The following is a 17199-nucleotide window of genomic DNA, read 5'->3' on the forward strand; positions in this document are numbered from 1 at the left end:
GGTTCAGGCGCCCTTGGCGGCGATCAGCCCGTCGATCTTGGCGCAGAGGTTCTTCATGACGAAATATTCGTCGGTGGAGGCCTTGCCGTCATTGACTTCCTGCGTCCACTTCTCCAGCGGAACCTTGATGCCGAATTCCTTGTCGATGGCGAACACGATGTCGAGGAAGTCGAGGCTGTCGATGCCCAGATCGTCGATGGTGTGGCTGTCGGGCGTGATCGTGGCAAGGTCGATCTCGCTGGTATCGGCGATGATCTTGGCGACTTTATCGAACGTGGTGGACAAGGGATTTTCCTTCGATTCTGCGGCGAATGCTGAATTCAGACGTTTGGGCGCTGTCTAATCGGTTTTTGCCAGCAGGAAAAGGCCGAATGTGCCGCAAGCGCGGGCGGCGGCGCATATGCAGCGCATTTCATGGTAGCCTCGCAGCAGCTCAAATGAAGGAGATTGCGATGCCCGATCCGGATATGAACGAAGCCCATGGCGTCTGCCATTGCGGGGCGGTTCGGTTCCATGTGCGGTTGCGCGACGGGCTGCGCTCGGCGCGGCGCTGCACCTGCTCCTATTGCCGCATGCGCGGCGCGGTGGCGGTGACCGCCGAACTCGGCGACCTGCAAATTCTGGAGGGACAGGAGAAGCTGACGCTCTACCAGTTCAACACCGGCACGGCGAAGCACTATTTCTGCTCGGTCTGTGGCATCTATACCCATCACCAGAGGCGCTCCAACCCGAATGAATATGGCGTCAACGCCGCTTGCCTCGAAGGCGTAAGTCCCTTCGACTTCGAGGAAGTCCTGGTGACGGATGGCATCAACCATCCCTCGGACGGCAAGCGCAGCGGATCGGGCGTCGTCGGTGTGTTGAAATTCGTCGCCGTGGAGGCGTGAGGACAGCCCGCCAAATTCAGAACACCACGCGGCCCAGCACCCGCACGCCGTCGCCTTGCGGGGCGACGATCACCGCCTCGCCCTCGCGGGGCGATACGCCGGTGAGGTCCTGTATGTTTTCCAGATGGGTGACGAGAACCAGCAGGTCCGAGCCGGAATAGGTACGGATTTCCTCGAGGATTTCCCCGCGCTGGCGGTCACGGTCGGCAGGATCGTCGCTCAGCGGGTCGAGGGCGGGAAACGGGTCCGGCTGATTGCCGAAGGCGAGGCGGGCGGTTTCCAGGCAGCGGCAATAGCGGCTCGACTGAATTCGCTCGACGGGGGCGGCCCGCGCGCCGAACAGGGCACCGATCTTGCGCGCCTGCTGCCGACCGCGATCCGACAGGTTGCGCTGCGTGTTGCATTTCTCGATGTCGAAAGTGGCCGGCTCGGTAGTGCCGCTGATCATGGCGTGCCGCAGGAGCACGACATGCCCGCCCTCGCGCAGCGCCGCCCAGCCCGCATCCGTGGCGTGGGCGGGCAGAACCAGCAGCAGGAGCAGCAAGGCGGCGAAGGACCGGAGCATGAGCGTTCCTATTTCGATTCGAGGCATATAGGGATGCCAAAGCCCTCTGAAAAACAAGCGGGCCGGTTTCGCCGGCGAATCAACTATTCGTTGACCGGCACCTTGCGGTTGCGGCAAGGGACCACTTTTGCATGATGCCACGCGCTGGTCCTGGAACTCCATGTCGTCCCTGATCGAAACCATCCTTTTCGTGTTCGGCCTCGTGGCGCTCGGCTATATCGCCGCGGTGAGCGGCTATCTGAAGGCCGGCGCCGGCGAAGTGCTCGGCCAGTTCGCGGTCGGCGTGGCCATGCCGGTGCTGCTGTTCCGTACGCTGTCGAAAGTCGACTTTCACGGGGCCGCGCCCTGGTCGCTGTGGGCCGCCTATTTCAGCGCCATTGCGCTGAGCTGGGTGGCCGGCCATTTGCTGGTCACGCGCTGGCTGGGCCGGGATGCACGTGCCGGCGTGGTGGGCGGCGTGTCGTCGTCCTTCTCGAACCTGGTGCTGCTAGGCATCCCGCTCCTGCTCGGCGTTTTCGGCCAGCCGGGCGTCGACGTGCTCTCTCTGCTGATCTCGGTGCATCTGCCGATCATGATGATGGCCTCGATCATCCTGTTCGAGAGCTTCGCCAGCACCGACGGCGAGGTGCACCCGGCGCGCATCTTGGTCAATTTCCTCGGCAAGTTGTTCGCCAATCCGCTGATCGTCGGCATTCTGGCGGGGCTGGTCTGGCGTGCCACCGGCCTGCAACTGCCCTCCGTCGCGGCAAGGCTGGTGGACGCGCTGGCCGATGTTGCCGGGCCGGTGGCGCTGTTTTCCATGGGAGCGGGGCTGGCCGCCTTCGGCATTTCCGGCAATGTGCGCCCGGCCATGGTGCTTTCCGTCGTCAAGCTGGTGCTGATGCCGGCCTTCGCGCTGCTGTTCGCCTGGGGGCTCGGCTTGCCGCCGCTGACCGCCAAGGTCGTGGTGGTGGCGGCGTCGCTGCCGGCCGGCGTCAATTCCTACCTCATCGCCACTCAGTTCGGCACCGGACAGGGCCTGGCCTCCAACCAGATGACGCTTTCCACGCTGGCGGCGGTCGTCACCACGTCGCTGTGGCTGATCGTTGCCGGCGAGATCTTTGGCTGAGGCCCAATGCTCTGGACCAGCGTAAAGGTAGGCGGCGGCGGTTGATCGGTGTAGTTTGCCTGCGATAAGACCGGTGCGCATGCGCATCTCCCATGCGCAGGTTCCACGAATTTCCTGATAATGGCGCTTTGGAGAGCGCCCAGCGGAGGCAAAATCATGCTCCAGAAGACCAGCCACTTCATGAAGCAGGCCAATCTCATCAATGGCGAATGGGTGCAGGCCGATTCCGGCCAGACCGTCGACGTCATCAACCCGGCCACCAGCCTGAAGATCGGCACCGTGCCGAAGTCGGGCGCCGCCGAAACCCGCCGCGCCATCGAGGCGGCGGAAGAGGCGTTCCAGTCGTTCCGCAAGACCTCGGCGCTGGAGCGTTCCGCGCTGCTGCGCAAGCTGCACGACGCGATCATGGACAACCAGGACGCGCTTGCCGAACTGCTGACCATGGAGCAGGGCAAGTCGCTGACCGAGGCCAGGGGCGAGGTCGGTTCTTCCGCCGCCTATGTGCTGTGGTTCGCCGAGGAGGCGCGCCGCGCCTATGGCGACGTGGTGCCGTCTCCGTGGAGGGATCGCCGCGTGCTGGTGACCAAGGAGCCGGTCGGCGTCATCGCTGCCATCACGCCGTGGAACTTCCCGTCCTCGATGCTGTCGCGCAAGCTCGGGCCCGCTCTTGCGGCCGGCTGCACGGCCGTCGTCAAGCCGGCCTCGCAGACGCCCTATTCGGGCCTTGCCTGGGGCGCGCTGTGCGAGGAAGTGGGCTTCCCCAAGGGCGTGGTCAACATCGTGACCGGCTCGGCCGGCGCCATCGGCGACGAATTGTGCGCCAATCCTCTGGTCAAGAAGCTGACCTTCACCGGCTCGACCGAGGTCGGCAAGATGCTGATCGAGAAATGCGCCTCGACGGTGAAGAAGGTGTCGATGGAACTGGGCGGCAACGCGCCGTTCCTGGTGTTCGACGATGCCGACATCGACCGCGCCGTGCAGGGCGCCATCGCGGCCAAGTTCCGCAATTCCGGCCAGACCTGCGTGTGCACCAACCGCTTTTTCGTGCAGGCCGGCATCCACGATGCCTTCGTGGAGAAGCTGGCCGAGGCTTCCGCCAAGCTCAAGGTGGGGCCGGGACTGAACGAGGGCGTACAGCAGGGCCCGCTGATCGACGTCAATGCTGTCGAGAAGGTCGAGGAATTCATCGAGGACGCCGTGACCAAGGGCGGCAAGGTCGTCACCGGCGGCAAGCGCCACGAACTGGGCGGCTCCTTCTTCGAGCCCACCGTCATCGCCGGCGCCACCGCGCAGATGAAGTTCATGAAGGAGGAAATCTTCGGGCCGCTGGCACCGGTGTTCAAGTTCGAGACCGAGGAAGAGGCCGTCGCGCTCGCCAACGACACCGAGTTCGGCCTGGCCTGCTACTTCTATACGGGTGATCTGGGCCGCGCCTTCCGTGTCATGGAAGGCCTGAAATACGGCATGGTCGGCGTCAACGAAGGCATCATCACCACGCCGGAAGCGCCGTTCGGCGGCGTCAAGGAATCGGGCCTTGGGCGCGAGGGCGGCCATCAGGGCATGGACGACTATCTCGACACCAAATATGTGTGCATCGGCGGTCTCGGCCTCTGATGCAGCCGATGGGTTGAGTTCACGGGCGCGCTTCGGCGCGCCCGTTTCGTTTCGGGCTGTAGATTTGGGCTTCTGGATCGAGACGGCCCGGCTATAGTCTTGGCATTGTGATCCGGCCATTTTGCCGGGCGGTCGGTTTGTTCTTCGACCGAGGAGCGGGTTTGACATCCTTGGGGCGTTATTTTCTGGCCGCGACCGGCGTCGTGGCCGTGCTGATCGGCATCCTTGCCGCCGTCTACCTGTCGGGGCTGGGGCAGGATGAGGGCGGCCGGGAACTGGCGCGTGCCAAGCAGAGCGAAAACGGCCTGTTCAGCGTTTCCATGCAGCCCGAGAAGGGGGCGGTGCGGCGGGGCGAGACACAGTCCTGGCTGGTGACGATCAAGTCGACATCCGGAGAGCCGGTCGAAAACGCGGCGCTCCACATATCGGGCGGCATGCCCGAACAGGGCCATGGCCTGCCGACCAGCCCGCAGGCGACCGGCTATCTCGGAAACGGCCGCTACCGCATCGAGGGCGTGAAGTTCTCGGCATCCGGCTGGTGGCAGTTGCGCCTGTGGATCTTCGCGGCCTCGGGAACCGATACAGTGGTCTTCAACGTCGTCCTGTAACGGATTGAAAACTCAGGAATCTACCGGTCCTTGACCGTCTCCATGGCGACGAAGGTCGACGTCTGGGCGACGTGGGGCAGGGCCGAGATGCGCTCGCCGAGCACGCGACGATAGCTGGCGATGTCGCGGGTGCGGACCTTCAGGAGGTAATCGAAGCTCGCCGCCATCATGTGGCACTGCTCGATCTCCCGGACGCCCTGAACCGCCCGGTTGAACTCATCCAGCGCCGCCGAGCGCGTGTCCGACAGTTTCACCTGCACGAAGGCGACATGGCCTTCGCCCATGCGCTCGCGGTCGATGACGGCGCTGTAGCCGCGGATGAAGCCGTCGCGCTCCAGTTTCTTGACGCGCGCCTGCACCGGGGTTTTGGAAAGGCCGACCTTCGCCGCCAGTTCGGCCATGGAAAGCCGTCCGTCGCTGGCCAGCGCGGCGAGGATGTTGCGATCGATGCGGTCCGGATGGTCTTCCATAGTCTTTCATGCAGTTCGATTGGTCGGGGAATGAGCCATATCATAGCTTATCCGAACCATGTCGTCGAATTCTTTGGACCGGCCAAGCCGGAAGGCTCATGCTAGGTTTTTGTTCTCGGTCATGGCGGCCGCCGGACCGATGAGATTTGTCTTCGTTTCGACAGGATCGTCATGCCGACCCTTGCCTCCATCCGCCAGAAAATCCGCGCCAATTACCTGCCCGACGAGGATGCCGCCGTGAAGCGGCTGGTCGAGGCGGTTGCTCTTTCGCCCGAGGAGCGCGCCGCCATCACCCGCCGGGCGGTGGAACTGGTCAGGACGGTGCGCGGCTCGTCCGACCCGCGGCTGATGGAGGTCTTCCTCTCGGCCTATGGGCTCTCCACCAAGGAAGGCGTGGCGCTGATGTGCCTGGCCGAGGCGCTGCTGCGCGTGCCCGATGCCGAGACCATGGACGACCTGATCGCCGACAAGATCGCCCCGCAGGACTGGTCGGCCCATTCGGGCTCGTCGTCCTCCATCTTCGTCAACGCCTCGACCTGGGCGCTGATGCTGACCGGGCGCGTTCTGGACGAGGGCGAGGGCGGCATCGAGAAGACGCTGCGCTCCATGGTGCGGCGGCTGGGCGAGCCGGTCATCCGCAAGGCGGTGGCGGCGGCGATGCGCGAGATGGGCGAGCAGTTCGTGCTCGGCCGCACCATCGCCGAGGCGATGAAGCGCGGCAAGTCGATGACCGACAAGGGCTATCTCTATTCCTTCGACATGCTGGGCGAGGCGGCTCGCACCGAGGCCGATGCGCTGCGCTATCTCAAGGCCTATGCCGACGCCATCGCCGCGCTCGACACGCCCGCCAATGGCCCCGACATCCGCAAGAACCACGGTATTTCGGTGAAGCTCTCGGCCATCCATCCGCGCTACGAGGTGGCGCAGAAGGAAAAGATGCTGCCGGTGATGGCCGAGCGCCTGCTGTCGCTGGCCCTTGCGGCGAAGAAGGCCAATATGGGCCTCAACATCGACGCCGAGGAAGCCGACCGGCTCGACCTGTCTCTCGACGTCATCGAACAGGTGCTGGCCGACGAGCGCCTCGCGGGCTGGAACGGTTTCGGCGTCGTGGTGCAGGCTTACGGACCACGCTGCGCCTTCGCCATCGACTGGCTCTACGCGCTGGCCAGGAAGCTCGACCGCAACATCATGGTGCGGCTGGTCAAGGGTGCCTATTGGGACACCGAGATCAAGCGGGCGCAGGTGATGGGCCTTTCCGGCTATCCGGTCTTCACCCGCAAGGCCAACACGGACGTGTCCTATCTGGCCTGCGCGAAGAAGTTGCTGTCGATGACCGACCGCATCTATCCGCAGTTCGCCACGCACAACGCCCATACGGTTGCAGCGATCCTGTCCATGGCGCCTGACCGTGATTGCTTCGAGTTCCAGCGCCTGCACGGCATGGGCGAGCAGTTGCATGAAACGGTCCGCAAGGCCGAGGGCACGCGCTGCCGCATCTATGCGCCGGTGGGGGCGCATTCGGACCTGCTCGCCTATCTGGTGCGGCGGCTGCTGGAGAACGGCGCTAATTCCTCCTTCGTCCACCAGTTGACCGACGAGGCGGTGTCGCCGGACGTGATTGCCCGCGATCCGCTGGAAATCGTCGAGACGCAGGGGCCGGCGGCCAATCCGAATATCGCCAAGCCGTCCGCGATCTTCGGCGCCGGCCGGCGCAATGCGAAAGGCTGGGACATTACCGACGCCGTGACGCTGGCGGAAATCGAGAAGGCAAGGGCGGCTTTCGCACCGCCTCACACATGGCAGGCCAGGCCGCTGACCCGTGCCAAGGGCAAGGGAAGCGCGCGCGATATCGTCAATCCCGCCCGTATCGATGAAGTGGTCGGCACGGTGGTCGAGGCCACCGAAGCGCAGGTGAAGGAGGCCATGGGCATTGGCGTCAAGGCGCAGCCGGCATGGGCGGCGCGTCCGGTCGCCGAGCGGGCCGACATGCTGCGCAAGGCCGCCGACCTTTACGAGGCCAACGCGGCCGAGTTCTTCGCGCTGGCCACGCGCGAGGCCGGCAAGACGCTGGCCGACGGCGTGGCCGAGGTGCGCGAGGCGGTGGATTTCCTGCGCTACTACGCGTCGGAGGCCGCCAATGCCGAGGCAGGCACGGAGGCGCGCGGGGTGATCGCCTGCATCTCGCCGTGGAATTTCCCGCTCGCCATCTTCACCGGCCAGATCGCGGCCGCACTCGTCACCGGCAACGCGGTCATCGCCAAGCCGGCCGAGCAGACGCCGCTGATCGCCTGCCACGCTGTAGGCTTGCTGCATAAGGCCGGCATACCGGAGGACGTGCTGCAACTCCTGCCCGGCGACGGGCCTTCGGTCGGCGCGCCGCTGACCGCCGATCCGCGCATCGCCGGCGTCTGCTTCACCGGCTCGACCGAGGTCGCGAAGCTCATCGAAAAGCAACTGGCCGAGACGGCCGCGCCCGATGCCATGCTGATCGCCGAGACCGGCGGCCTGAACGCCATGGTGGTCGATTCCACCGCGCTGCCGGAACAGGCGGTGCGCGACATTCTCGCTTCCGCCTTCCAGAGCGCCGGCCAGCGCTGCTCGGCGCTGCGCATCCTCTACGTCCAGAAGGACGTGGAAAAGAAGGTGCAGGAGATGCTCACCGGCGCCATGAAGGAGCTGCAGCTCGGCAATCCGTGGTCGATCGCCACCGATGTCGGCCCGCTGATCGATGCCGAAGCGCAGGATGCCATCGGCGGCTATTGCCGCGAGATGGAAGCGCGCGGCAAGGTGGTGGCGAAGCTGGATGCGCCGGAGGGCGGCCGTTTCGTCGCGCCGCATGTCATTTCGGTGCGCGGCATGGAGGAGGTCGAACGCGAGGTCTTCGGTCCAGTGCTGCATGTCGCCACCTTCGCCGCCAACAAGATCGACGCGGTGATCGGCGCGATCAACGCGCGCGGCTACGGGCTGACCTTCGGTTTGCACACCCGTATCGAGGGCCGTGCCCAGCATTTTGTCGACGACATTCATGCCGGCAACATCTACGTCAACCGCAACCAGATCGGCGCCGTGGTCGGCTCGCAACCCTTCGGCGGCGAGGGGCTGTCGGGCACGGGCCCGAAGGCCGGCGGGCCGCATTATCTGCGCCGCTTCCGCAAGGGCGCCGAGGCCGGCACCGAACCGGTCGAGGCGCGCGCGGCCACGGCCAGGGAACTGAAGGACAATATGCCGGATCCGTCGCTCGGCGGCTGGGCGGCGCGGCCGGACCGTATCGCCATCCTGCGCAAGCACCTGCGCGGCAAGGGGGCGGCAGCGGTGGCCGCCGCGGCCGGGCTGGAATTCGGGCAGGTCGATCTGCCGGGCCCGACCGGCGAGGCGAATACGCTGGCGCTGGTGCCGCGCGGCCGGGTGCTGGCCCTCGGCCCGGATGCCGAGACGCTGCTTGCACAGGCGATCCAGGCGCTGGCGGCGGGTAATGCCGTGCTGGCGGTGGCGCCCGGTGCATCGGCGGCACTTTCGGCGCTGACGGGCAAGGGTCTGCCCCTGGCGGCGCTGGACGCACGGCTCGATGTGGCGGAACTCGGTTCGTTGGGCCTCGATGTCGTGGCGTTTTCAGGCACGGGGGAGGAAGCCCGGGCCATCCGCCGCGCGCTGGCGGGACGCGCCGGGCCGGTGGTGCCGCTGGTCACGGACGTGATCTATCCGGCGGCCTATGCGCATGAACGCGCCGTCTGCGTCGACACCACCGCCGCCGGCGGCAATGCCAGCCTTCTGGCGAGCGCGTGACGCAAAAAAGCTCCGGGGAACGCCCGGAGCCTTGCTTGTTGCCGTGATGCGGCGGATCAGGCGCCTTCGACCGGCGAGAAGCCTTCGAACTGCGGGTGCCCCATGGTCGTCACCTTGCCGGTGCCGGCGTTCTTGTGGGAATCGCGGAAGCTCTGCGACTTCGTCCAGGCGATGAAGTCGTCCTGGGTCTCCCAGACCGTGTGCGAGGCATAGAGCGTGTAGTTTTCGGCCTCGTTTTCCGGGCCGCGCAGCAGATGGAAGGTGCGGAAGCCCTGCATCTGGTCGAGCTTCGATTCGCGGTTCTTCCAGATGTCTTCGAAGTCCGACTCCATGCCCTTCTGGACCTTGAAGCGATTCATGGCGATGTACATGATTTTCCTTTCAAAAAAAGCGGAATGCGGTGTGGTGTCAGACGCCGAAGGCAATCTCGGCCTTGGTGCTGGGCCTGAGCGCCTTCATGCAGGCGGAGGGGTCGATGCCGTCGCCGGCGCAATCATTGGCGCCATTGACGAGCACGCGTGAAATCTTGCTGCAATCGGTCCCGGCAAGGTCGAAGCGGGTGACCTTGGTTTTGCCGGCCGGCAGTTCCTTGAAGTCGAGGACGGTCATGCGGTCGACCACGCCCGAATCGTTGAACAGCGCGATCTCGTAGGCCGCCTTGCTCAGGTCCGAGCCCAGCCTGTTGTTGACCACGAAGGTCAGCCGGCAGCCCTTGTCCGAAGGCTGGGCCGCGTTGAGTTCGAGCGAAAGGGCCGGCGTTTCCTGCGAGGCTGCTTCCTTCGGGGCGGCTTCCTGCGACAAAGCCGGCGAGGCCATGACGCAGGCCGAGGCCAGGATCGCGATGGAGAAGAGGGCGGGGCGTTTCACGGTCATCGTCACCTTTCTTGCCATTCATGGCGCCATGCCGCGGCGGGATGGCCGCATGTCGTGAAGTTCCGGATATGGATTCAGAACTGGAACCGGATCGTCAAGTATTTAAGTCCTGCCCGGTTCGGATTCGATTGTCGAGAGCACAGGCATGCGGGCATATGGCGCAGGCCGGAACGGGCCCTGCCGGCGCCAATCGCATGTTCGCACTCCAAACACTCGCGAATGCCGGCAGATGGGGGCTGGCCGGGCATTTTTTGGTGTGATAGGGACCTTTAATGTTGACTAATTTGGTCCTGTATTGCAGTGGTTATAAAACATGATCATTCAAGTCAAGAAATGAAGGATCGTGTTCGAGCAGCCTAAGCACCCAAGAGAGGGATCGAAATCGATGACTGCGCACACTCCCAACGATTTCCGCTATCGCTTCCGCCGCGCGGAACAGCCCGTTCCTGTCAGGGTCGAGCGTACGCCCTTTTCGGTCCGGACGCTGTCTTCCAACAGCCTGTTCCAGGGCGAGCACGAGATCGGCATCGAGCATCATGGTGCCCTCTACCGGCTGAAGATCACCCGGCAGGGCAAGCTGATCCTCAACAAGTAAGCGACTCCTGAACGGGATAGCCAAGGGACAGAGAATGGATCAGCGCGTGAAGCCGAGCCCGCATGAGATCAGGCGGGCTCGAACCGAAAATCCCAAGATGCGTGAACGCGACCTGTCGGCCCAGCTCGGCATTTCGGAGGCCGAACTGCTGGCCGCGCATTGCGGCCACGGCGTCGTGCGGATCGAGGCGCAGGTCCGCACGGTCCTGGAAGGCCTGAGGGGTGTCGGCGAGGTCATGGCGCTGACCCGCAACGAAAGCGCCGTGCACGAGAAGGTCGGCGTCTACGACAAGATCTCGATCGGGGAACACAGCGGCGTGGTCCTCAATCGCGATATCGATCTGCGGATTTTCCCGAAGGTCTGGGCGCATGGTTTCGCCGTCGAGAAGCGCAACGGCGACGAGGTGCGCCACAGCCTGCAATTCTTCGACAGCGCGGGATATGCGGTCCACAAGGTCCATCTGCGCAACGCCTCGAACCTCTATGCCTATCACAAGCTGGTGGAGGAACTGCAGGCCGCCGGGCAGGATCCGGCCATCGATATCGAGCCCGCCGCCGTGGCTGCCGCGGAACCCGCCGACGAGGCGTCGGTCGCCGTCGAGGATCTGCGCGAGCGCTGGGGCTCTCTTACCGACGTCCACCAGTTCTTCGGCATGTTGCGGTCATTGAAGATCGGCCGCCTGCAGGCCATGCGCATGGTCGGGCCCGACTATGCGTGGCGGGTCGACAACGATGCGGTCGCGGCGCTGATGCATCATGCGGCTGCCGAAACCTTGCCGATCATGTGCTTCGTCGGCAATCACGGCTGCATCCAGATCCATTCCGGGCCGATCAGCACGGTCAAGCCGATGGGGCCGTGGCTGAACGTCATGGACGAGACCTTCCACCTGCATCTGCGTCTGGACCAGATCGCGGAAGCATGGGGCGTGCGCAAGCCGACGCGCGACGGTTTTGTCACTTCCATCGAAGCCTACGATACCCAGGGCAGGATGATCATCCAGTTCTTCGGTGAGCGCCACGAGGGCGAAATGGAGCGCGACGACTGGCGCTTCCTTGCCGAGAATCTTCCCAAGGTGCCGGTTCCTGTTCCGGCGTGAAGGTGTTGCAATGACAGTTCTTTCCCGTTTCGCAGTGCGTGCGGCCATGCTGCTCGGCATGGCCGCATTCATTTCGTTTTCCGCTCAGGCCGGGGAGGCGGACGGGAGCTTCGACGATCCCTCGCGCATCGCCGCCATCGGCGGCTCGATCACCGAGATCGTCTTCGCGCTCGGCGAGCAGGATCGTCTGGTCGCGCGCGATTCCACGAGCGTCTTTCCACCGGAAGCCATGGAGTTGCCGGATGTCGGCTATATGCGCCAGCTTTCACCGGAAGGCGTGCTGTCGGTCAATCCCGGCGGCATCCTGGCGCTCGAGGGCAGCGGCCCGAAGGAAACGATCGACGTCCTGAAGAAGGCCAGCGTGCCCTATATCGAGGTGCCCGAGACCTTCGACCATGGGGGCATCCTCACCAAGATCCGGGCCGTGGGCAAGGCGCTGGGCGTGGACGGGAAGGCCGAGGCGCTCGCGGCGGACGTGGACGCCAAGCTGGGCCAGGCCGAAGCGCGCACCGCCTCCGTCAAGGAGCGCAAGCGGGTGCTGTTCATCCTGTCGATGCAGGGCGGAAAGATCATGGCGTCCGGCGTCGATACCGCGGCGAACGGCATCATCACCCTTGCCGGCGCGGTGAACGCGGTCGAGGGCTATTCCGGCTACAAGCAGCTTACCGAGGAGGCGATCGTCGAGGCGCGCCCCGACGTCATCCTGATGATGAGCCGTGCCGGCGACCATGCGGCGGCCGATGGCGAGATCCTGGCCCACCCGGCCATCGCTTCCACGCCGGCCGGGCAGGCCGGCAAGATCGTGCGGATGGACGGCGCCTATATGCTGGGCTTCGGCCCCCGCACCGCCGATGCGATCCATGATGTCTCGGTCGCCCTTTATGGCGACGCGCTCGCCGATTGAGCGCTGCCCTGACATGGCCGATCATGCTGTTGCCGGTCTGTCCGGCGTGAAAAACTCCGTTGCCGCGGGCGACCGTTCGGCGCTTGCCCGCCTGGTCATCGTGCTTCTGTTCATCCTGCTGGGGCTGACCGTCCTGTTCAGCCTGGCCTCCGGCGCCTCCGATGCGTCGGCCATGGCTGTCGTGCGCGGATGGCTGTTCGGCGGCGCCGAGGACGCGCTGAGCGTGCGCGACCGCATCATCATCAACGACATACGCCTGCCGCGCGTGGTGCTGGGGGCGCTGGTCGGGGCCTCGCTGGCCGTATCCGGCGCGGTCATGCAGGGTCTGTTCCGCAATCCGCTGGCCGATCCCGGCCTGATCGGCGTTTCGGCCGGCGCCAGCCTCGGCGCGGTGCTGATCATCGTGCTGGGCGGCACCATGCTTGTGCCGTTCACCCAGGTGCTGGGCACATTCTCGCTGCCTATCGCCGCCTTTTTCGGCGGCCTGGTGACGACGATGGTGCTCTACAAGGTGGCGACGCGGCAGGGCCGGACCTCGGTGGCGACCATGCTTCTGGCCGGCATCGCGCTGGCCGCGCTCGCCGGCGCCATCACCGGCATTCTGATCTTCGTGGCCGACGACCGGCAGTTGCGCGACCTGACCTTCTGGCAACTGGGATCGCTGGCCGGCGCCACCTGGCTCAAGATCGGCGCCGTCGCGCCGATCATGGTGGTGGCAATGGCGGCGACACCCTTTCTGGCGCGGGGCCTCAACGCATTGGCGCTGGGCGAGGCCACGGCCACCCATCTCGGCATCCCGATCCAGCAGCTGAAATACGTCGCCATCGTCAGCGTGGCGGCTGCCGTCGGCTCCTCGGTGGCGGTCAGCGGCGGCATCGGCTTCGTCGGCATCGTCGTGCCGCATCTGCTGCGTCTGGCCATGGGGCCTGACAATCGCTACCTCCTGCCGGCCTCGGCGCTGCTCGGGGCCTCGCTGCTGTTGCTGGCGGATGCCGTGGCGCGCACCATCGTGGCGCCTGCGGAACTGCCGATCGGCATCGTTACCGCCGTTGCCGGCGCGCCCTTCTTCCTGTGGATACTGCTGCGCAAGCGCGGCGTGATCGATCTGTGAGGCCGGTATGATCGAAGCGCAGGACGTATCCGTTCATATCGGGACGAAACGCATCTTCCACGGCGTCGACCTCGACGCGCGGCCGGGCGAACTGGTCGTCATTGTCGGCCCCAACGGTTCGGGCAAGACGACCCTGCTCAAGGCGCTGTGCGGCGAACTCGCCTATCAGGGGCGGATCATGCTGAACGGCCGCGATCTGGCGAGGCTCAAGCCCGTCGAGGCGGCCGGCCTGCGCGCCGTGCTGCCGCAGGCGACGTCGCTGTCGTTTCCCTTCACGGTGCACGAGATCGTCAAGATGGGCCTGACCGGCGGCCGCTCCGGCGTGGCGGCGCAGGAGGCGCAGCACCTGCCGGAGCGGGCGCTGGCGCGCGTCGACCTGGAGGGGTTCGCCGGACGTTTCTATCAGGAGCTGTCCGGTGGCGAGCAGCAGCGCGTGCAGCTTGCACGCGTGCTGTGCCAGGTGTGGATGCCGGTTCTGGACGGGCAGGCGCGTTATTTGTTCCTCGACGAGCCGGTGTCCAGCCTCGACATCCGGCATCAGCTCATCATCATGGATATCGCCCGCGATTTCGCCCGCAACGGGGGTGGGGTGGTGGCCATCCTGCACGACCTCAACCTTGCGGCCATGTATGCCGACCGCATCCATGTGATGCATCGCGGCACGCTCGACACGGCAGGCGCGCCGCAGGATGTGCTGAGCGACTCGATGATCGAGCGGGTGTTCGGCTGCCGCTTGCGGGTGGGGGCCGTGCCGGCCGGCAACGCGCCTTTCGTCCTCCCGCAATCGGCCGTGTAAAAAAGAACGACCGGCCAAAGCCGGTCGCTGATAATCAGATTGTTCGCTGCAATTGCCGCGCCCTTCAGGCCGCGGGTGCGCGGTGCTCCGCTGCCGGCTTGCGGGCTTCCACTTTGCGCGGCTCCGACTTGCGCGGTTCCAGATGATCGATGCCGAGCGCCTCGCGCATGTTCGGGCGGGCGGCGATCAGGTCGGCAATGGTGTGGCGCTGCAAGACCGTGAAGAAGGCACCCAGCGCCTCGCGCAGGGCCGCGTTGAGCCCGCAGCTGTCGATCAGCGGGCAGTCTGCCGTGTCGCTGTCGAAGCACTCCGCCATCGAGAAATTGTCCTCGGTGACGCGTACCACATCGAACAGGCTGATCTCGTCGGCCGGCTTGCCGAGACGCACGCCGCCATTGCGGCCGCGCACGGTTTCAACCAGTCCGTTCTCGACCAGCGGCTGCAGGATCTTGAACAGGAAGAGTTCCGATACGGTGTAGGCCGAGGCGATTTCCGGAATGCGGCTCAACTGGCCTTCGTTGGTCGCGCAATACATCAGGATGCGTATGGCGTAATTGGTCTGGCGCGTGAGTCGCATGATCCATCCTCGCAGGAAAGCTGTGCGGTATATATGGCGTATACCTTGGAATAATTCTAGACAAGCCCACAGAAAAAATTTTGAACCTTTTTCTCACCTTTAAACAAGCGCTTTTGTGGCGATGCGGCGGGGCATGCGCTTTTATTGCGGTATGGCCGGGAAAAACCCTCGGATCGAGCCATCCAAATTCGCATGGCAGCTTCCCGTTCTTGCCGGCCTGCAAGCCTCATCAAGCACTTGATATTTATGCTGCATTGCACAATATCAGGCATGTCGAAAGCGACTCAGGGAGGAACCCAGAGGAGTGCGACATGGAGCAGACCCTTTACAGCCCCGTTCGCCTGACGGGCACCATACGCCAGCTAAGACCCTCGGACCTGTCGAGGTTCCGCGAGCATCTTCTCAGGCTCGATGCGGAAAGCCGGCGTGACCGCTTCAACGGATTTGCCGACGACCGTTTCATTTCCACCTATGTCTATCGGTCCTTTGCCGCCGGCACCACGGTGATCGGCTATGTCGAGGGCGACAAGGTGCTGGGCGCTGCCGAATTGCACGAGCGCCCCGAGGAAAGCCAGCCGACCGCCGAGATCGCCTTCAGTGTCGAACGCCATCTCCAGCATCAGGGGCTTGGCGGCAAGCTGTTCGAGCGCCTGATCGAGCAGGCGAGGGGCTTCGGCTATACCAAGCTTCTGGTCACCACCCACCCGCAGAACAGGGCCATGCGGGCTCTGGCCCGGCGCTACAATGCCAAACTGGTGTTCGAGGACGGCGAGACGGTGGGAACCATCCGTCTCGACCCGCTGATGCCGGTGGGCTTGCTGGCGGCTGGCGCCGTGCCGGAGCATGGCGCGCTCCAGCCGGCCTGAGGTCCGACCCGCCTGATCCAGAATCAAAAAGGCCGCATCGTCACCGATGCGGCCTTTTCGTTTTCGGTTTTCCTGCCCGATCAGTTCTCGTTCGCCTTGACCTGGACGGCAAGTGTCTTGGTCAGGTTGACCGGATTGGACATGGCGTCGGCCATGATCATGGCGAAGGGTACCGGCGAGGTCGGGCTGGCCATGATTTCCAGGCTGCGGGGATCGTCCAGATACTGGTTCACGGCGGCCGAAGCCTGCGTCGTCAGGTCCGGATTGTTGAGCTGGGCAAGGCCGAAGGGCACGATCGCCTTGGCCTGGTTGGCGACATCCTTGCCGGACATGCCCTGCTGCTTGCCGACATAGTCGAGCACCTTGTTGGTCAGCGAATCGTCGGCGAAGCGGATCGAGGCGCTGTTGAAGCTCAACTGCTGCATGAGCCCGAGCATGGCCATGCCCTGGGCCGAATTGTCGGCGCCTTCCGGTGCCTCCGCCATCTTCTTCTGCAGTTCCTGCATCGACTTGACGAGCTCGGCCGTGTAGCCGCCGAGGCTGAACGTCATGCCGAAGGTGCCGGCGCCGTCGACCGTGATGTCATATTTGGAAAAGTCCATGCGGCCGTCTTCGGGGTTCCATAGGCCGGCCAGCGCGATGTTGCCGGAAATGTTCTGGTAGCCCAGCGCCTCGATGGCGTCCTTGAACTTGGGGTCCTTGACCAGCGTGAGATCGCCGGTGAACTTCGGCGCGGTGCCGGTGAAGGTCATCGGCTGGCCGCTTGCCGGCTCCGTCACCTCGATGGCTATGTCGTCGACGGAGAAGGCGGTCTTGCCCTCGGACTTGATGACGAGGTTGGCCAGTTCGGCGGAGCGGTAGAACATCAGGCCGCCCAGCGCGGTGTTGCTGCCTTCCGCCGGCAGAACCACGCCGTGCATGATGAAGGGGCTCATCTCGATGCCCAGATCGCCCTCGTTGCGCGAATAGGCCTGCGTGGAGACGGTCTCGATCTTGTAGCCGCCGTCGGCCTCGGTGATGCCTTCCAGCTTCACCTCGCCCACGGTGAAGCCCTCCTTGGTGCCGGCCGGCTTCATGGAGACGCCTTGCAGGGACATGGAGGAGGCGTCGCCCGAAATGCCGGTCCATTCCAGATCGAAGCCCTGCTCGGCGAGCGTGGCCTTCAGTCTTGCCGCCACATCGCCCGTGTCCTGTGCCGAAGCGGGCGCGAGGGCCATGCCGAACAGAATGGTCGAGACGGCGAGCTTGTGCCAGGTTCTGCTGTGAAGGCTCATCATAGGCTCCAGGATTCATGAGGGAGGATGCCCGCATCTGCCCGCACTAGAAAGGCGGGAGCAAGGCCAATT

General features: G+C 64.8%; 18 protein-coding genes. 11 read left to right on the forward strand and 7 right to left on the reverse strand.

The window, feature by feature from the left end:
* Positions 1-3: 3 nt before the first annotated feature.
* A complete protein-coding gene (locus tag ABID37_RS01485) occupies positions 4-285 on the reverse strand; it encodes an acyl carrier protein (RefSeq protein WP_035023736.1) in 282 nt (93 codons plus the stop codon).
* Positions 286-452: 167 nt separating this feature from the next.
* Here ABID37_RS01485 and ABID37_RS01490 point away from each other — a divergent pair, with 167 nt between their 5' ends.
* The gene (locus tag ABID37_RS01490; protein ID WP_354192199.1) at positions 453-887 is read left to right on the forward strand and encodes a GFA family protein; all 435 of its coding nucleotides are present in this window, start codon (positions 453-455) and stop codon (positions 885-887) included.
* Between the two features lie 16 nt (positions 888-903).
* Here ABID37_RS01490 and ABID37_RS01495 read toward each other — a convergent pair whose 3' ends face one another.
* Entirely contained in the window at positions 904-1452 is a 549-nt protein-coding gene (locus ABID37_RS01495) for a histidine phosphatase family protein (protein WP_354192200.1), read from the reverse strand.
* 160 nt (positions 1453-1612) lie between these two features.
* On the opposite strand from ABID37_RS01495, the gene ABID37_RS01500 reads away from it, so the two are divergent.
* The 3 genes from ABID37_RS01500 to ABID37_RS01510 all read left to right on the forward strand — a co-directional run bounded on the left by ABID37_RS01500 (position 1613) and on the right by ABID37_RS01510 (position 4782).
* Positions 1613-2560: an AEC family transporter gene (locus ABID37_RS01500; RefSeq protein WP_354192201.1), complete on the forward strand. Its 948-nt coding sequence runs from the start codon at positions 1613-1615 to the stop codon at positions 2558-2560.
* Between the two features lie 156 nt (positions 2561-2716).
* Complete coding sequence (locus ABID37_RS01505; RefSeq protein ID WP_354192202.1) at positions 2717-4174, forward strand: NAD-dependent succinate-semialdehyde dehydrogenase; 1458 nt, start codon at positions 2717-2719, stop codon at positions 4172-4174.
* Between the two features lie 170 nt (positions 4175-4344).
* The gene (locus ABID37_RS01510) at positions 4345-4782 is read left to right on the forward strand and encodes a FixH family protein (RefSeq protein ID WP_354192203.1); all 438 of its coding nucleotides are present in this window, start codon (positions 4345-4347) and stop codon (positions 4780-4782) included.
* A 20-nt stretch (positions 4783-4802) separates the two neighbouring features.
* On the opposite strand, the gene ABID37_RS01515 is transcribed toward ABID37_RS01510, so the two are convergent.
* Positions 4803-5252: an Lrp/AsnC family transcriptional regulator gene (locus tag ABID37_RS01515; protein WP_354192204.1), complete on the reverse strand. Its 450-nt coding sequence runs from the start codon at positions 5250-5252 to the stop codon at positions 4803-4805.
* A gap of 171 nt (positions 5253-5423) precedes the next feature.
* On the opposite strand from ABID37_RS01515, the gene putA reads away from it, so the two are divergent.
* The gene (putA, locus tag ABID37_RS01520; protein WP_354192205.1) at positions 5424-9035 is read left to right on the forward strand and encodes a bifunctional proline dehydrogenase/L-glutamate gamma-semialdehyde dehydrogenase PutA; all 3612 of its coding nucleotides are present in this window, start codon (positions 5424-5426) and stop codon (positions 9033-9035) included.
* Positions 9036-9091: 56 nt separating this feature from the next.
* Here putA and hmuQ read toward each other — a convergent pair whose 3' ends face one another.
* Positions 9092-9406 carry a heme-degrading protein HmuQ gene (gene hmuQ / locus ABID37_RS01525; RefSeq protein ID WP_354192207.1) on the reverse strand — a complete coding sequence of 105 codons (315 nt, stop codon included), beginning with the start codon at positions 9404-9406 and terminating at the stop codon, positions 9092-9094.
* Between the two features lie 37 nt (positions 9407-9443).
* Positions 9444-9908, reverse strand: coding sequence for a hypothetical protein (locus ABID37_RS01530; protein WP_435521516.1), 465 nt, complete (start codon positions 9906-9908; stop codon positions 9444-9446).
* Positions 9909-10293: 385 nt separating this feature from the next.
* Here ABID37_RS01530 and hemP point away from each other — a divergent pair, with 385 nt between their 5' ends.
* Genes hemP through ABID37_RS01555 form a run of 5 tightly spaced genes read left to right on the forward strand, consistent with a single transcriptional unit; the run spans position 10294 to position 14410 of the window.
* Positions 10294-10503 (forward strand): hemin uptake protein HemP, encoded by a 210-nt coding sequence (hemP, locus tag ABID37_RS01535; protein WP_354192208.1) that lies wholly within the window; start codon positions 10294-10296, stop codon positions 10501-10503.
* A 34-nt stretch (positions 10504-10537) separates the two neighbouring features.
* Positions 10538-11599: a hemin-degrading factor gene (locus ABID37_RS01540; protein ID WP_354192209.1), complete on the forward strand. Its 1062-nt coding sequence runs from the start codon at positions 10538-10540 to the stop codon at positions 11597-11599.
* 10 nt (positions 11600-11609) lie between these two features.
* Positions 11610-12503 (forward strand): heme/hemin ABC transporter substrate-binding protein, encoded by an 894-nt coding sequence (locus tag ABID37_RS01545; protein WP_354192210.1) that lies wholly within the window; start codon positions 11610-11612, stop codon positions 12501-12503.
* Between the two features lie 13 nt (positions 12504-12516).
* Positions 12517-13614, forward strand: a complete 1098-nt coding sequence (locus ABID37_RS01550) for a FecCD family ABC transporter permease (RefSeq protein ID WP_354192211.1) — start codon at positions 12517-12519, stop codon at positions 13612-13614.
* A gap of 7 nt (positions 13615-13621) precedes the next feature.
* A complete protein-coding gene (locus tag ABID37_RS01555) occupies positions 13622-14410 on the forward strand; it encodes a heme ABC transporter ATP-binding protein (RefSeq protein ID WP_354192212.1) in 789 nt (262 codons plus the stop codon).
* A gap of 64 nt (positions 14411-14474) precedes the next feature.
* Here the strand turns inward: ABID37_RS01555 and rirA are convergent, their stop codons facing one another.
* On the reverse strand, positions 14475-14987 hold the full coding sequence (gene rirA, locus ABID37_RS01560) for an iron-responsive transcriptional regulator RirA (RefSeq protein ID WP_354192214.1): 513 nt from the start codon (positions 14985-14987) through the stop codon (positions 14475-14477).
* 311 nt (positions 14988-15298) lie between these two features.
* On the opposite strand from rirA, the gene ABID37_RS01565 reads away from it, so the two are divergent.
* Entirely contained in the window at positions 15299-15853 is a 555-nt protein-coding gene (locus ABID37_RS01565; RefSeq protein WP_354192215.1) for a GNAT family N-acetyltransferase, read from the forward strand.
* A gap of 80 nt (positions 15854-15933) precedes the next feature.
* Here the strand turns inward: ABID37_RS01565 and ABID37_RS01570 are convergent, their stop codons facing one another.
* Complete coding sequence (locus tag ABID37_RS01570; RefSeq protein ID WP_435521517.1) at positions 15934-17127, reverse strand: aq_1923 C-terminal domain; 1194 nt, start codon at positions 17125-17127, stop codon at positions 15934-15936.
* Positions 17128-17199 lie beyond the last annotated feature (72 nt).

Source organism: Aquamicrobium terrae, from assembly GCF_040545735.1.
Taxonomy (GTDB): domain Bacteria; phylum Pseudomonadota; class Alphaproteobacteria; order Rhizobiales; family Rhizobiaceae; genus Mesorhizobium; species Mesorhizobium terrae_A.

Bases quoted from the DNA above. Each gene is read 5' to 3' on its own strand.
- ABID37_RS01545 (WP_354192210.1), top strand. From the start codon at position 11,610: ATGACAGTTCTTTCCCGTTTCGCAGTGCGTGCGGCCATGCTGCTCGGC.
- ABID37_RS01530 (WP_435521516.1), bottom strand. From the start codon at position 9,908: ATGACCGTGAAACGCCCCGCCCTCTTCTCCATCGCGATCCTGGCCTCG.
- ABID37_RS01550 (WP_354192211.1), top strand. From the start codon at position 12,517: ATGGCCGATCATGCTGTTGCCGGTCTGTCCGGCGTGAAAAACTCCGTT.
- putA (WP_354192205.1), top strand. From the start codon at position 5,424: ATGCCGACCCTTGCCTCCATCCGCCAGAAAATCCGCGCCAATTACCTG.
- rirA (WP_354192214.1), bottom strand. From the start codon at position 14,987: ATGCGACTCACGCGCCAGACCAATTACGCCATACGCATCCTGATGTAT.
- ABID37_RS01490 (WP_354192199.1), top strand. From the start codon at position 453: ATGCCCGATCCGGATATGAACGAAGCCCATGGCGTCTGCCATTGCGGG.
- ABID37_RS01540 (WP_354192209.1), top strand. From the start codon at position 10,538: ATGGATCAGCGCGTGAAGCCGAGCCCGCATGAGATCAGGCGGGCTCGA.
- ABID37_RS01505 (WP_354192202.1), top strand. From the start codon at position 2,717: ATGCTCCAGAAGACCAGCCACTTCATGAAGCAGGCCAATCTCATCAAT.
- ABID37_RS01565 (WP_354192215.1), top strand. From the start codon at position 15,299: ATGGAGCAGACCCTTTACAGCCCCGTTCGCCTGACGGGCACCATACGC.
- hmuQ (WP_354192207.1), bottom strand. From the start codon at position 9,406: ATGTACATCGCCATGAATCGCTTCAAGGTCCAGAAGGGCATGGAGTCG.
- ABID37_RS01570 (WP_435521517.1), bottom strand. From the start codon at position 17,127: ATGAGCCTTCACAGCAGAACCTGGCACAAGCTCGCCGTCTCGACCATT.
- hemP (WP_354192208.1), top strand. From the start codon at position 10,294: ATGACTGCGCACACTCCCAACGATTTCCGCTATCGCTTCCGCCGCGCG.
- ABID37_RS01515 (WP_354192204.1), bottom strand. From the start codon at position 5,252: ATGGAAGACCATCCGGACCGCATCGATCGCAACATCCTCGCCGCGCTG.
- ABID37_RS01495 (WP_354192200.1), bottom strand. From the start codon at position 1,452: ATGCTCCGGTCCTTCGCCGCCTTGCTGCTCCTGCTGCTGGTTCTGCCC.
- ABID37_RS01555 (WP_354192212.1), top strand. From the start codon at position 13,622: ATGATCGAAGCGCAGGACGTATCCGTTCATATCGGGACGAAACGCATC.
- ABID37_RS01500 (WP_354192201.1), top strand. From the start codon at position 1,613: ATGTCGTCCCTGATCGAAACCATCCTTTTCGTGTTCGGCCTCGTGGCG.